This window comes from Bosea sp. 685 (assembly GCF_031884435.1).
In the GTDB taxonomy this organism is placed as follows: Bacteria; Pseudomonadota; Alphaproteobacteria; order Rhizobiales; family Beijerinckiaceae; genus Allobosea.
On the sequence record NZ_CP134779.1, the window covers coordinates 5,076,782 to 5,089,494 of the forward strand.

14 protein-coding genes are annotated in these 12,713 nt (G+C 52.0%); 12 read left to right on the forward strand and 2 right to left on the reverse strand.

Annotation, left to right across the window (positions count from 1 at the left end; all coding sequences use genetic code 11):
- The first annotated feature begins 674 nt into the window (after positions 1 to 674).
- The 11 genes from RMR04_RS24875 to RMR04_RS24925 all read left to right on the forward strand — a co-directional run bounded on the left by RMR04_RS24875 (position 675) and on the right by RMR04_RS24925 (position 10,764).
- Complete coding sequence (locus tag RMR04_RS24875) at positions 675 to 2,009, forward strand: B12-binding domain-containing radical SAM protein (protein WP_311911154.1); 1,335 nt, start codon at positions 675 to 677, stop codon at positions 2,007 to 2,009.
- A 1-nt stretch (position 2,010) separates the two neighbouring features.
- Positions 2,011 to 3,009: an arginase family protein gene (locus tag RMR04_RS24880; protein WP_311911155.1), complete on the forward strand. Its 999-nt coding sequence runs from the start codon at positions 2,011 to 2,013 to the stop codon at positions 3,007 to 3,009.
- 1 nt (position 3,010) lies between these two features.
- On the forward strand, positions 3,011 to 3,907 hold the full coding sequence (locus RMR04_RS24885) for a phosphotransferase family protein (protein WP_311911156.1): 897 nt from the start codon (positions 3,011 to 3,013) through the stop codon (positions 3,905 to 3,907).
- Positions 3,904 to 4,971 (forward strand): hypothetical protein, encoded by a 1,068-nt coding sequence (locus RMR04_RS24890; protein ID WP_311911157.1) that lies wholly within the window; start codon positions 3,904 to 3,906, stop codon positions 4,969 to 4,971. The genes RMR04_RS24885 and RMR04_RS24890 overlap by 4 nt, the downstream gene beginning before the upstream one ends.
- Positions 4,972 to 5,000: 29 nt before the next feature.
- Positions 5,001 to 5,567 (forward strand): cob(I)yrinic acid a,c-diamide adenosyltransferase, encoded by a 567-nt coding sequence (locus RMR04_RS24895; RefSeq protein ID WP_311911158.1) that lies wholly within the window; start codon positions 5,001 to 5,003, stop codon positions 5,565 to 5,567.
- 54 nt (positions 5,568 to 5,621) lie between these two features.
- Positions 5,622 to 7,499, forward strand: coding sequence for an IucA/IucC family protein (locus RMR04_RS24900; protein WP_311911159.1), 1,878 nt, complete (start codon positions 5,622 to 5,624; stop codon positions 7,497 to 7,499).
- Positions 7,483 to 8,706, forward strand: a complete 1,224-nt coding sequence (locus RMR04_RS24905) for an MFS transporter (RefSeq protein ID WP_311911160.1) — start codon at positions 7,483 to 7,485, stop codon at positions 8,704 to 8,706. The genes RMR04_RS24900 and RMR04_RS24905 overlap by 17 nt, the downstream gene beginning before the upstream one ends.
- Positions 8,703 to 9,320, forward strand: a complete 618-nt coding sequence (locus RMR04_RS24910; protein ID WP_311911161.1) for an HAD family hydrolase — start codon at positions 8,703 to 8,705, stop codon at positions 9,318 to 9,320. The genes RMR04_RS24905 and RMR04_RS24910 overlap by 4 nt, the downstream gene beginning before the upstream one ends.
- A 273-nt stretch (positions 9,321 to 9,593) precedes the next feature.
- Complete coding sequence (locus tag RMR04_RS24915) at positions 9,594 to 9,944, forward strand: SOS response-associated peptidase family protein (RefSeq protein WP_410492285.1); 351 nt, start codon at positions 9,594 to 9,596, stop codon at positions 9,942 to 9,944.
- A gap of 26 nt (positions 9,945 to 9,970) precedes the next feature.
- On the forward strand, positions 9,971 to 10,270 hold the full coding sequence (locus RMR04_RS24920; RefSeq protein WP_311911162.1) for a nucleotidyltransferase domain-containing protein: 300 nt from the start codon (positions 9,971 to 9,973) through the stop codon (positions 10,268 to 10,270).
- The gene (locus RMR04_RS24925; RefSeq protein ID WP_311911163.1) at positions 10,267 to 10,764 is read left to right on the forward strand and encodes a ribonuclease toxin HepT-like protein; all 498 of its coding nucleotides are present in this window, start codon (positions 10,267 to 10,269) and stop codon (positions 10,762 to 10,764) included. Before RMR04_RS24920 ends, RMR04_RS24925 begins: the two co-directional genes overlap by 4 nt.
- Positions 10,765 to 10,816: 52 nt before the next feature.
- Here the strand turns inward: RMR04_RS24925 and RMR04_RS24930 are convergent, their stop codons facing one another.
- Together RMR04_RS24930 and RMR04_RS24935 are read right to left on the reverse strand one after the other, a co-directional pair.
- Entirely contained in the window at positions 10,817 to 10,960 is a 144-nt protein-coding gene (locus RMR04_RS24930) for a hypothetical protein (RefSeq protein WP_311911164.1), read from the reverse strand.
- 63 nt (positions 10,961 to 11,023) lie between these two features.
- Entirely contained in the window at positions 11,024 to 11,530 is a 507-nt protein-coding gene (locus tag RMR04_RS24935) for a hypothetical protein (protein WP_311911165.1), read from the reverse strand.
- 81 nt (positions 11,531 to 11,611) lie between these two features.
- On the opposite strand from RMR04_RS24935, the gene RMR04_RS24940 reads away from it, so the two are divergent.
- Positions 11,612 to 12,592: a DUF6615 family protein gene (locus tag RMR04_RS24940; RefSeq protein ID WP_311911166.1), complete on the forward strand. Its 981-nt coding sequence runs from the start codon at positions 11,612 to 11,614 to the stop codon at positions 12,590 to 12,592.
- The last annotated feature ends 121 nt before the right edge of the window (positions 12,593 to 12,713 follow it).

The window sequence follows — 12,713 nt, forward strand, 5'->3', positions numbered from 1 at the left end:
CGATCTTCGTTGTAGTATCGCGCCGCGAGCGGACGGCATCCATCACAGACCAGCCCTTCGATATCCAGGTTGACAGGCTCCTGCCAACATTCTGGCCATCCTGGCCAAGAGCGGGAGCGGTCCCAAGCACGTCCTGCGCATGGGGGCCTACATCGTCGGCGCTGACAACTGCCATACCGTCATCCGCATTTATGCTGAGATATTTGCGGCCGCGAAGCGGGCCGGCAGCCGTGACCGGCGATCATGCGCTTCACCGCCGCGAACCGGGCTGCGGGCGAGATCAGTCTTTTCCCAGCCGATCCTTCAACACAGCGTTGTCGAGCAACTGCTCGGCCAACCGCTTCCCAAGCGGACGGTTCCCATCCTTGAGCGTCCGCAACCACCGCGTCTCCGAGGAAGTCAATTTTTCCGCCCCCCGCAGCTTTTAGATGCTCACCGATCCTCTCCACACTGTCATGCTCGAGGTTCCCACGGCCCTCTAGAGCGCCCAATCACGCAGATTTTGCGAGGCTCGACGATGCAACCTAGTCCGAGAAGGGCGTATTGACAGTTGCATCTGATCGCGCTTAGCATTTGGTGAGCGACGCCTTAAATCGGTATATCCCTACGGTACGGCAGAATTATCCGCCAAATAGAAAGATATATAGTGCCCCTCCCTGTAATGAGGAACTATTATGAAAATCGCTCTGATTCAATTACCATTTCCGTCTCAAAGCGATCCTGATCCGGACTTAACTAATTACTATAAATTGTATGGACGTATGCTCAAGAGCATACTCCCAACCTACTCGATAAACGAAAATGATTTATGGGAAGCGCCCTTGTGGGTGGCGCATCTAGATGGTGCAATCGGAAGAGAAGATACAACCTTCGTTGACCTAAGCACGAGCCCGTTCGATGTTGAAATATGCTCATCCTTGGTCCGGGACACCCTGAAATCCTCAGACTACGTCGCCTTCTTCTCCCCGCTCGCTCAAAACTTTGATCTTGCGCGGGGCGTCTCGGCAACTCTTCAAAAATGCGGACTGCGCACAGTGGTGGGCGGGAATATGAGTCGCCTCGCTAGGCCGGGAGATTTCTCGACCGTCTACCACGGTCTCGCGAGAGGTAATATCCATGATGAATTGGTAGCCGGCGAAAAGACGACAGTTACAACACCAGTTGTCCTCGGCAGAAATCAAACGCCGCTTGGGTATAGACCAAACTACAGATTTCTCAACGGGTATGCAGCGCGGGTGCCAATGGTAAGAATTAATGCCAGTCACGGCTGCCTCTATGGCTGCACGTTCTGTGGAGATGCTTGGTCAAAGCAGTTACACGTGGTTCAGATTGATGATTTGAAAGCCGAATTTAGCAGTATAGAAAACACATTTCCAGCGGCGCAAATAATATACGTCGGCGATAAGACATTCGGCCAATCCAGTGAGGCTGTCGATAATCTAATTAAAGCCAAATCGAAAGGAAATAGATATAAATATATAGTCCAAAGTCACGTCCAAATTATAACTGATAAGCTTATTGATAAGATGTCAGAGCTTGGCGTCGTAATGGTAGAAATGGGATTCGAGACAGCGGATTCAGATCTACTGAGAGGGATGAAAAAATCAAACAGCACGGAAAAATACCGGCAAACAATCGAGCTTCTCACCAAACGCGGAATGTCGGTTGTGCTAAATGTCCTAGGTGGGCTTCCTGCATCAACGCCGGAAAGTCATAGCAGAACCATCGAATTCTTGAATGACGTCGCAGGGATGACGTCAATGTACAATATTTATAACTTCGTTCCCTACCCCATGACGCCCATTTTCTCACAACTAAAAGACAGAATTATTGACTGGGAATTTAAGAATTGGCGAGAAGATAAGATTGTTGTCTTTAATCCTTATAAGCAAACTAGGCAAGCCGCCTGGAATCAATTCACAGAGCTAATTTCAACGTGCTCGACGAATGTTGCCAGAAGACTTCAAGAGCGTGACAGCTCATTCAGCGGGGAAGCTCACTGTGGATAGCATGTCCAGCGACCCATTGCCTCCATGGTGCCTGTCAAAAGGTACCCTCTTTAATGTGCCTCCAGCCGGGTTTAGTTCAAATGGCGGCAGCATCGACGTGGGTGTCTGTTCAATCGCGTTCGACTCGACGGCGTCCACGCATATCGGAGCGCGGCACGGCCCAAACGCAATACGGGCGGCGAGCGCTCGATATTCGGCTCAAATGAATAGCCGTGGTAGAATGGAGCTACTCAACCTGAGAACCGGAGTATGTTTATCTCCTATATCTAGAAATATCGTCGATTTTGGCGACCTGCATGTTTATCCGACTGATCCGGCACGGCAAATTGATTGCTCTATCGAAGAGACGGCCATCGTTGCCGCCGCGGCGCAGCAAATGGTGATGCTGGGAGGCGAGCATACCGTCTCTTATCCATCGTTTGCGGGAGTCAATAAAGCGCTTTTTGCTCGCGGGCAGCCAAATCTCGGTTATGTTCAAATTGATCATCACTTCGATTTTGGTGATTTATCTTCCCTGCACGGAAGATACTATCACGGCTCGAACGCGCGACGCATTGCGGAACTTCCCTTTATGAGCCCAAAAAACATGGGCTTCGTTGGGCAAGGCGACATGACGTCCCTTCAGCAGTTTCGGAGCTTGATAGACGGTGGATATACAGTTTCCACAATACGCGACGTAAAATCTAGATCCTATGAAACCTGCCTTCGCGAGACACTTGATAAGGTTTGTAGCGCCAGCCCAGGTGGTGTCTATATTTCCGTGGACATTGATGTGTGTGACTGCTCAACGGCCCCAGGGACAGGAAACGTCACTATAGGTGGAATTTCGGCCAGTGAATTCATTTCCACGGCCGACGTGATACGCCATTATCCCGTGAAGGCTCTAGACATAGTCGAAGTCAATCCATCGTTGGACAGATCCGGAAGAACCGCTGAGTTAGCCGCGAGATTCTTGTACGAGTACTTGATGCTTGCTCCGGCCTCGTGTGAGACGATCTGACATGCATTTGGGCGCGATCACGGCGATTCTTGAAGACAAATACACTAGCTGGCGGCCCGAATTTGTAGCCGTAGGCCAGGGGCTCGACTCAATCGCTTACCGAGCCGTGCATCCAGATTTCGGCCCCGTTGTAGTAAAAGTGCCGCTGTCTCGTATAATAACCAATGATAATGACGAGTACCTGAGTTCAGAGGATCTTCTGAAGCAGGAGGTGAAAATCTACGATGCGGTTCGTTCCGCTGGTATCCCAACTCCGGAGCCGTACTATCTTCACGTTGGGCGCGACGGTTTATTGTTTTTACTCATGTCTTATGTCGAGACCGACAAAAGCGCGCCAAACGGCCATGAGTGCGGCGCAATTCTTCGTAGATTGCATAACGCTAAATTTGACCTCCCGTATCGTACGGTATGTTGTGTGGAAGAATGTACCGAACTCACGATAGCTAAACTGATAGTCAAGCGGTGCACCGCAATTTCTCGCCTTTCGGGCCTCACGATTAATCTGCCATCATACCAAACATTGTTTGACTCTCAAAAATCTCCATACAGAAACGACTCACTTCTTCACCTAGACTATAGATCTGATAATATCCTTTGTCTAAAAAGCTCCGTCAAGGGAGTGATTGATTGGTCGAACGCACTCATTGGAAGCCCGTTGATCGAGATATTCCGGGTGATTGAAAGCAATGAGTTTGGCGATGATTTCTTTCGCGGTTATGGTCACTACCAATCTTGTTCACATACATGCGAGATAATATACAGGCTCTATACCGTGAGTATGTTGTGTATCGTTTTTCTCTCCGAAGCGCCAGATGAGGTTCTCGCGAGACGATATCTGGATCGATTGATCGAGCTCACGACGGATCTTAAGCTACAGCTCAAGAGGTCAGCACCATGAACATTGCACGAGAATCTTTGGTAACCCTCAAGAAGAGTGAGTTTGACGGCCTTCGCTGCCAACACGACAACGATGAGGTGAGATCGTTAGCAAGACGGATCGTCAAGGCAATGGATACGCTACCGCACGGTGTAAATGTTCGCCTCGGTCCTTGGGTAGCAACATCCGATGAGGCCAAAGAGGCGGCGGTGACGATTGCAACGATCGCGGCGCGTGAGTTAGCTGAGAAGTGGGCCTTAACTGAGCTATCAGTCGAGGTGGACAAGCCCCAAATCTCGGCAGTTCAATCTGGGGCTCAATATCGCACTCTCCTACCACATCATGACGGCGGTAACTGTTCATTCCTCACACCGAGCAAACGCCACGTCGAATCGTGGCAGGTCTCAGATCGAACAAGCCAAGTGGCGGAGGTAAGTACGACACGAAACCACAAATTATACCAGGGCTTCTTAGTTCAGGAAGTCGGAGATAGAGAGAGCCTTACCCCTTACTACGACTTAACTGAGATTCTTGCGGATCAATTCCATGTAGAAAAAGGGCGCGCGCCCAGTTCAATAACTGAGCTGGCCGCGCATTTAGGAAGCAATTTGTTACATTCTTTGTCGGTGCTACGGGAACATGGCGGCGGATACGTCCAACTAAGTTCTATTTTGGGTTCTAAGGAACTGATTTATCTTCTCGTAAATATTCATCATTCTCATTATGTATTTAGCGATCGAGAAGTTAATTTATTTCCCGACTTATCTACGATTACATCAAATTCGCGGGAGTCAACCGAATCGACGCCGGTTCTTTATTTGTTCGATAAAATGTGGGAATCCAGACTTGGAATTAACTGGGAACAGGCTCGCAAGCGTTATGAGCATGTTGTGAGCACACAGAAACATGATTTAGTACTTGGTCACAATATAATTCTGATGCATGGCGGCTTGAATGGAGGTACAAATAGAATTTTGGACCCGATTTGCTTGGTAATGCCCGCGCCAGTCGGAGAGGGATACGAAAGCTGGCTGGCAAATGCTTGGGAGGAATCTTACAAACGGCGTTCCGTCGCGGGGCAGTGACTGCTTTCTGGATATTTTGGGACGGGACCATGGTAAAATTGAATAAAATCTATACCAGGACAGGCGATCGTGGCAGCACTGGCCTCGGTGATGGATCTCGCCGGTCAAAAGATGACCTTCGCGTGGAGGCATATGGAGCCGTGGATGAGGTCAACTCTAGCATCGGGGTAGCCAGACTATCTTGTTCGCACCGAGTGGACGAGTTACTTGATCGCGTCCAACAGGACCTCTTCGACGTGGGAGCCGATCTTTGCTGTCCCCCAGATCAGAGCCAAACCCGGCTCCGTGTTGTGGAGGAGCAGATCGAGAGTCTTGAGGGGGCTATCGATGAACTCAATCACAACTTATCGCCATTGAATTCATTTGTCCTGCCGGGTGGCGCTGCGGCATCAGCGCATCTGCATATTGCCAGGGCTGTTGCCCGACGCGCAGAGCGCCGCACGGTGGCCCTTTCCAAGGTGGAGGAGATTAACGAGATAACCGTTAAATACCTCAATCGCCTGTCCGATCTTCTATTCGTAATGGCAAGGTTTGAAAATAAATTGGGCTCGGGGGACGTGCTCTGGGTTCCGGGTGTAAATCGGAATGCTAGATAAACCACCGATTGCTTCACTTGAGAATGCGTTTTACGGCGCCGAAAGGTAATTATCATGAATTCTGAGCATGATAATAATGAATATATTCGCCGAGCTAAGCTTGAGTCGCTGAGTCGTATATTAACCTGCATATCGGATGAGGAGTTATTTAGGGTTGAATTTTCTTTATGCCGCGATAATGTTCGGTTTTTCGAATTGGCGCTTCCTGGCCTAGCGTGCGTATTAACCGCAACACTCGACCTACGGGATGCAAATAAGACAATTTGCCAGATAAGACTTCTTAGCGGCGGGGCTATACGCTTAATCGATGATCCGGTGGACTTAATCGTCGCGCTTTGTGACGGTTTTTTCGTTGGTGTCGACACAACCATAAGAGAGAGACTCATCAACGAATCACGAAATAATTTGGCGAATCTTACGAATTCGATTAAACGCTTTTCTGATTGGGCGGATGAACTTTCAACTGAGCTTCGGTTGAAAAACTCCACCAATCTATGGGACCTAATCGGGCAATCAGATTACTGGAAGGCGGCTCGTTTTTTCGAGCAATGGGGATCCAGAGGCCATCCCATACATCCATTTCCGAAGACGAAGGTTGGTTTTACCGTCGAAGAATCAACTATGTATTCGCCGGAGTATTCGAGCGAGTTGCCCGTTACTTTATTGTCGATTAAGAGGGAATATGTTAGCGTAGAGTCGCTGCAATCTTTCGGACGTTGCGTCGACTACATGTCCGAGAATTATGAGGCTTGGATAAATAGATGGAAGAATGATTTAACCGAGCGAGGGATTGACCACCGTAACTATGATGCGATACCAGTTCATCCTTGGCAACTTGGCAACGTGATATCTGTATTATTTGCAGATCTAATTGCCAAGGGCGACATTATAATCGGAGCAGGCTCGGCCGAATCCTTCGCACCGACCCTGTCCTTTCGAACAATGATGCCTGTCGCAACTTCGCGCCCCTACATAAAGCTACCTGTATCTGTCCAAGCAACGAGCGTAATCCGCTCTTTGTCTCACGCTCGCGCTATAACCGGTCCTAGACTCAGCGGGATCATCCAAGAGGTCCTTTCTAAGGATCTTGCATTGCAGCGTCTGATTGACTTCTTTCCGGAGGAATTGGGTGTCTATTTGAACGGGCGGGGCGTAACCCACATCCCGGACTGGAATAGGAACCTTTCTGCGATCTTCCGCGCGCCCGGTTCGTTCATGGTGAATAATGCCGCAACTTTTGTAGTTACGGCTGCCCTCACCCAAGCATCTCCTGGATCAGGCACTCCATTATTTGCTGAGATTTCGCTTGCATATGATCGAAAAACCGAGACTGGGTGCCTTTTATTGTTTAAGAGATATGTCGATATATTGATTTATTCACTTTTAACCATGTATATGAAGTATGGTATCGCCTGGGAAGGGCATCAGCAAAATACGGGGTTTCTTTTCGACCATCATGGAAAGCTAGCGCGTTTGGCGCTACGGGACTGCTCGGGCCTGCGTATATTTGGACCTGATTTGGAGGCAAGAGGCATAAAATTCGAAGGTGTCGATGGATCGGATTCCGCAATATGTGATAGAGGAATCGTGCGAGCTCAGCTTTTGCACACCTTATATAGACAGAATTTAGGCGAAATTGTAAATTGTTTGCATTTATTTATTGGAATACCTAAAGCCGACCTATGGAAAATTGCAGCTTTCACCACATATAAAGTTATTTTTTTAAACAAAGATACGTTTTTAGGCGACTATAAGGAAGAGATCGAACATTTTCTTTACCGAGACTGGAGTTCGAAGGCTTTTCTTTCCATGCGGTTTCGAGAAAAGGGATATCTCGACATTGAGAGCCGTCATCCGAATCCCATGAGGTCTTTCTACGAGGAACTTAAGGACCTCAGCCCCGCGGAAATGACCCATGAACTCGAAACCTGAAAGTCACCCGACCGCAGGTTTTTGGGCATCGCTATTAGACCCTCCCTGGAGATGGGCGCTGGCCGCCGTTTTGGCTCAGCACACTGGGACATGGATGCAAATTGTGTCGGTCGGGTGGCTGGTTGCGGAAAAGACTCAAAGCCCCATGGGCCCTGCCCTCCTCTTTTGTGCGGCCAATATCCCTTCCTTAGTGTTCTTGATTCCAAGCGGGCGGTTCGCGGATCGCACAGCTGGAAAATTGAAGGTTGTAGCGACCTGTCTGATCTCCCAGGCAATAGTCGGACTCGTGTTGGCGCTTGCGGTGACGTTTCAGGCCGGGTCCTTAGCCGCTCTGTTTCTTGCGGTTTTTGCATTTGGAACAGCGGAAGCGTTTTTGGCGCCACACTGGCACGCCACCATTCCAGAGCTCGTGCAGAGGCCGAATCTCCAGAGCGCTATTGGTTTGAATAGGCTCGCCTTTCAAGCGGCGCGAATGTCGGTTCCAGCTATGGCAGGTTTTGTGATCAATTTGTATGGCACCACCATCGCGATCTATCTAGTCTCCATAACGATGTTGGTGTCTTCTTTACTTTTTTCGCGCGCCTATTTTCTTATTGGCCACTCTTCTCCTAAGGTTGTTAGTGATGACGATCTTGGATTTTCTGTTTGGTCTTTGCTTCACCCCTCTCACGAACTTGCTCATCTACTTTACCTTGTTGCTATTGTGAATTTGATAGGAAGTATATTTCCATCACTTGTACCGATAATCGTTATGAAGGAGTGGGGCGGGGCGGCAAAGGATTATGGCATCATGTATAGCTGCTACGGCTCCGGCGCAGTTCTCGGTATAATTTTCTCGGTTAGAATTAGGAAAACGCTTAATGGGTCCTCGGGCGTTTTCTCCATATTGTTCTTTGTCTATGCATGCGGCATTGCAGTAATTGGTATAGCCGATTGGTGGCCGTTGAAGTATGGATTAGCGGCCATCCTAGGAGGCTCATTTGCGGCGTCATCTAGTTTACTGAATTTTTACGTCCAATCTGAACTTGACGATAACCGGAGAGGTCGGGTAATATCTCTTTATTTACTCACTTTATTCGCATCTCTAACCGTCGGTGGGTTGGTCTGGGGCGCACTCGGTGATTTGATAGGGCTTTCACGCTGCCTGATCTTGGCGGGAATTTCTTTTTTATTATTGTCCATTTTGGTATTTTGGAAAAATGTATGATGGGCTCCAATCGGAAAACATTGCTTTTGGACTTTGGAGGCGTTCTGTCTCTTGATTTTGACAGCGAGTCGAAATCTACATTGTGCGCAATGTTGAACATCGAAAATGGAGCTCTGGTCGAGTCCCTATTCGCAAACGACCACTCCAGGCTCGCGCTAGTGGGAGCGATTTCTGACAGCGAATTGTGGGATCGCCTTTGCGGGCATTTCGGCGTCGATCGTTCAACTATGGATTTTGTTTGGGATATGTTCTGGAGGTCGCAAATTATTAACGACGAATTACTGGTTTTGCTGGATGAATGCCGGAAGCGTGGCGTAAATGTTTCTGTACTGAGCAATATGTGGTGTTGCGGGGGAACCCGTATGCGATCACTGACCAGGTTAACACGGTTGATCGATCAAATTATCATCTCTGGGGAGGAGTATTGCCGGAAGCCAGGACGCGAGATATTTGATATTGCGATCTCTCGACTTGGTTGTTTTCCGGAAGATATCTTATTTGTCGATGATGACGCACGAAATGTTAGTGTCGCGCTTTCGCTTTCGATGAGCGGCCTGGTATTCAATGACACTCGTCAAGGTAATGCGTTCATCGAACAGTGGATTCGACGTTGAGATCGAAATGAAGCGCCCGTTACACGCAATGTATCCATTCGGCGTGCTCGATCAGATACATATACTGCTTAGTGCTGGCGTACGGACGGTTTCACACAGGGGCTTCACCGTTTCCGTTTTGCCCCGTCAGGAAAATTAGCTTGGCTTGATGCGGCGTACCCTTCCACCGAGGGCCGCGTTACTCGGTCTGAACGATTTACCCAGCCTGCAGACGTACTGATTGGCAGTAGCGCTGGCGGTGGTGCCGGAGAGCGGCGGTGGACGACGAGAGCTATACGGCGCCGGCTTGGTTCAACGTTCAATGCCCGGATCGAAGGCGCTGCGACCAGCCCAATGTTCCGCTCGGCATGGGACAAGCGCCGCTGCATCATCCCGGCCAGCGCGTTCTATGAATGGACGGGGCCGAAAGGCGAGCGCATCCCTCATCGCATCAGCACAGCCGACGGGGGCCTCATGGCTTTCGGCGATGGCTCGGCCCAAGGATTTCGAGGCTTGGCTGGATGGAGCGGCTCATCCTCAAGGCACCGATATCGAGGTCCATCGGATAGTGTCCGGCGAGATGACAAGCGTCGGGTAGGGATGCTGTTTCGAGATTCAGGAAACCGAACTATATTCCGCAGATGATGGTGGCAACGCTACAGAGCAGAAAGATGGCCGAGACCTCTCGTCGCAAGAATGCGGCGGCGGGGATCATCGACAAGTTGCGTGCATATGCCCTTAGGGAGGGCGGCCGCTACATCGTCTTCGGATCGTCGACGTCAGGCGAGATGCGTTACGATAGTGACATCGATGTCCTGGTCGATTTCCCTCCTGAGAAGGCTGCCGCTGCCGTTGTCTATGTCGAGGACGTTTGCGCGGAGCATGCCATCCCAGCGGACATCCTCGATGTCGCGACGACGAAGGAGACGTTCGTGCAGCGAGCGCGAGCCAGTGGGCTGTGCCTGCCATGACGGATGCCAGGTGGGTCGAGGTCGAAGACGACTTAGCGTCGGCCTGCAAACATTTCCGCAACGCCGCCCGTCTTTACGACGAAGGCGGGTTCGAAGCCGAAGGCCTCAACGGATACAAATCCGAAATGGCTCTTCAGCACGCGATGCAGTCAGGTCACACCTCACTAGAGGGGGCGTTGAAACGCATCCTGGAAATTCTCGGAGAGGAACTTCCCAGCGGAGCAAACTCGCACGCTGACCTCATAAAGCGCGTGACCCGATCGCTTGAGGTGGAAGGCCACGAACGCCCGGCAATCCTATCGGGAAGCGTCGCGAGAGATGTGGACGAGTCCAGGCGGTTCAGACACCGGGCCACTCATGACTACGACAACTTCGAAGCGGATCGCGCTGTGCCGGCGATCGAAGCTGCCAGACGCCTGGCTGAAAGCCTCGGCCCGGCGATCGAAGCTTTCAAGGCCGTGATTGACCCGCCATCGTCTGGCTGTAAGCGCTAGACTGCCTCCATCGCGGCACGCTGCCAACGATGGCGATCGACAGCGCAGCAAATCACATGGTCGGCGCAGAAGCGACCACCGCCGGGTTCGTCATCTCGACCCTGACAGGCGGCGAGGATTTCGCGCTCCAGATCGGCTCGCTGACCGAGACGCTCGCCGCCGTCGAGATGGCGCGGCGTCGCGCCAATTCGTACACTCGGCTCCCGTACCCACCGCCCGGCGGGGGACCGGATCTTCAGAACGGGGCCAGCGGCCAGTTTCAGCCGCCGGCTGCAGAGCTCATTGCGGTTCCCGGAAGCGGACCTTGGGGATTGGGCAAATCGGGAGCGGGCCCGTTGGCCGGTCTGGTAAGGTCCGCTTCCGGGCAAGGCTCCAATGTCCGGAAGTGGCGCACGGCCGACGAGCCCGCTGTGTTCGCGATCAACAACTGGCTTGGGTGGTTTGGCGCTTGGACATAGGTGAATGCGACCGCGCCAATTTCGATGATCTCGTCTTTTGCGTGGTTCAGGACAGCGGTCTCCTTGTCGACCAGGACCGCGAGGTTCGGAAACACGCTCTCGGCCCGAGGGATGATCGAACGCGGCACAAGCTTGCGCAGAATCTTAATGCGGTCGCTCTGCTCCAGCCGCTGTGCGGCCTCCTCATCATTCCAGCCGGGCGGAGCGGGCGTCGCTTCCGTCTTCCGCTTTCGCTGCACAGGTCGCGGTGTCTGCCGATAGCCGGGCGCATCATCGAACAGGTCAAACTGAGTGGATGCCATCTTCATGCCGTAGCCCTTCTCGTCTCCGTCACCGCCGCGGCCCGCTTCCCGATCTGGGCCTGTCCGGCTCGACGGCAGCAAGCCGCCATGCAACTCGTGATCCTTCCCGTCGATATTTCATCGACGTCAAACGGGGAAGCGATCGTGTCGGCGACAATGTGTGACCTCGCGCCGAAATTGCCGCGTCTGATCGGCGTGCTTCTGGATCGGGAACGCCATCTCAAAAGAGGACGTTTCCGGGAAGAGACGATGACCGACCTTTTCACGGGAGCGCTCGCAGCATTCGCCGGACCTAACCTCGTGATTCAATACCCCGTCGAGCTCGACACGGGCGGCGATCTCGATCTGCACTTCTGGCATGCGGAGAGCAATCGCAGTCTTTGCGTCAGGATCCAGGCCAAGCGTTTGAGCGCCGAGATGAATGGGTCACAACCGGTCAAGATGAAGCATCGTGCCTATAATGAGCTGCTTCATTGGCCGCCAACGGGGAAGGACTACCAGTTCCGAATCCTTCGCGATACGCCCAATCCTTTGGTTCCGCTCTATATATTCTACAACCACGAGAGCGTTACGCTCGATCCCGAGTTCGCAGGAGCGACGCCGGGCGTCCGCGGGATTAACCTCGCGTTTGCCCGCGACATCGCCAACGAGCTGGAGGCAAAATTGGACGCGGCCGGGAGCTCGCCGAGGCAGATCAAGCATCACAAGCGGCTAAGCCACTTGCGTAAGCACTTCTTCGGAATCGAAGCTATCCTGTGCCCTGTCGGCGACTGGAAAGATGAAATCGTCCCAACACCAGAACTCGTTCGGGTCTCCTTGAGGGAGCGGTACCGGCGGGACCGCGATGGCGCTGACAGTGCGGGCGATCTCGATCCTGTTTTTCGTTTGCTTTGGGAGCCCGCCGGGGTGACCGGCCTTAGCCTAGACGTGCAGCGCTTGCCTGACGGTCCGTCGGTGCGTCTCAGGCAGCGTAGCATATCGGTCCCTACGATCACTTTTATCTCGGGCCGGACGAGCGACAAGCGGACACCATTCATTTCGGATGATCGCGGCTCGAGGCGCAGTTGAGATCCTACGCAGAGCCGCTGGCAGTGGCCCGGCAATGGCCGATCCTCTGATCGCTTGCACCTTGTCTTCCGTTCAGCGGAAATCCCGCGTCCGCGACCGAATTTCGTCGATGTGACCATAG

What these genes read in the sequence shown, in the direction of transcription:
- RMR04_RS24940 (WP_311911166.1), top strand. Translation starts at nt 11,612, where the DNA reads ATGCAACTCGTGATCCTTCCCGTCGATATTTCATCGACGTCAAACGGG.
- RMR04_RS24890 (WP_311911157.1), top strand. Translation starts at nt 3,904, where the DNA reads ATGAACATTGCACGAGAATCTTTGGTAACCCTCAAGAAGAGTGAGTTT.
- RMR04_RS24935 (WP_311911165.1), bottom strand. Translation starts at nt 11,530, where the DNA reads ATGAAGATGGCATCCACTCAGTTTGACCTGTTCGATGATGCGCCCGGC.
- RMR04_RS24895 (WP_311911158.1), top strand. Translation starts at nt 5,001, where the DNA reads ATGGTAAAATTGAATAAAATCTATACCAGGACAGGCGATCGTGGCAGC.
- RMR04_RS24875 (WP_311911154.1), top strand. Translation starts at nt 675, where the DNA reads ATGAAAATCGCTCTGATTCAATTACCATTTCCGTCTCAAAGCGATCCT.
- RMR04_RS24925 (WP_311911163.1), top strand. Translation starts at nt 10,267, where the DNA reads ATGACGGATGCCAGGTGGGTCGAGGTCGAAGACGACTTAGCGTCGGCC.
- RMR04_RS24905 (WP_311911160.1), top strand. Translation starts at nt 7,483, where the DNA reads ATGAACTCGAAACCTGAAAGTCACCCGACCGCAGGTTTTTGGGCATCG.
- RMR04_RS24900 (WP_311911159.1), top strand. Translation starts at nt 5,622, where the DNA reads ATGAATTCTGAGCATGATAATAATGAATATATTCGCCGAGCTAAGCTT.
- RMR04_RS24910 (WP_311911161.1), top strand. Translation starts at nt 8,703, where the DNA reads ATGATGGGCTCCAATCGGAAAACATTGCTTTTGGACTTTGGAGGCGTT.
- RMR04_RS24920 (WP_311911162.1), top strand. Translation starts at nt 9,971, where the DNA reads ATGGCCGAGACCTCTCGTCGCAAGAATGCGGCGGCGGGGATCATCGAC.
- RMR04_RS24885 (WP_311911156.1), top strand. Translation starts at nt 3,011, where the DNA reads ATGCATTTGGGCGCGATCACGGCGATTCTTGAAGACAAATACACTAGC.
- RMR04_RS24880 (WP_311911155.1), top strand. Translation starts at nt 2,011, where the DNA reads ATGTCCAGCGACCCATTGCCTCCATGGTGCCTGTCAAAAGGTACCCTC.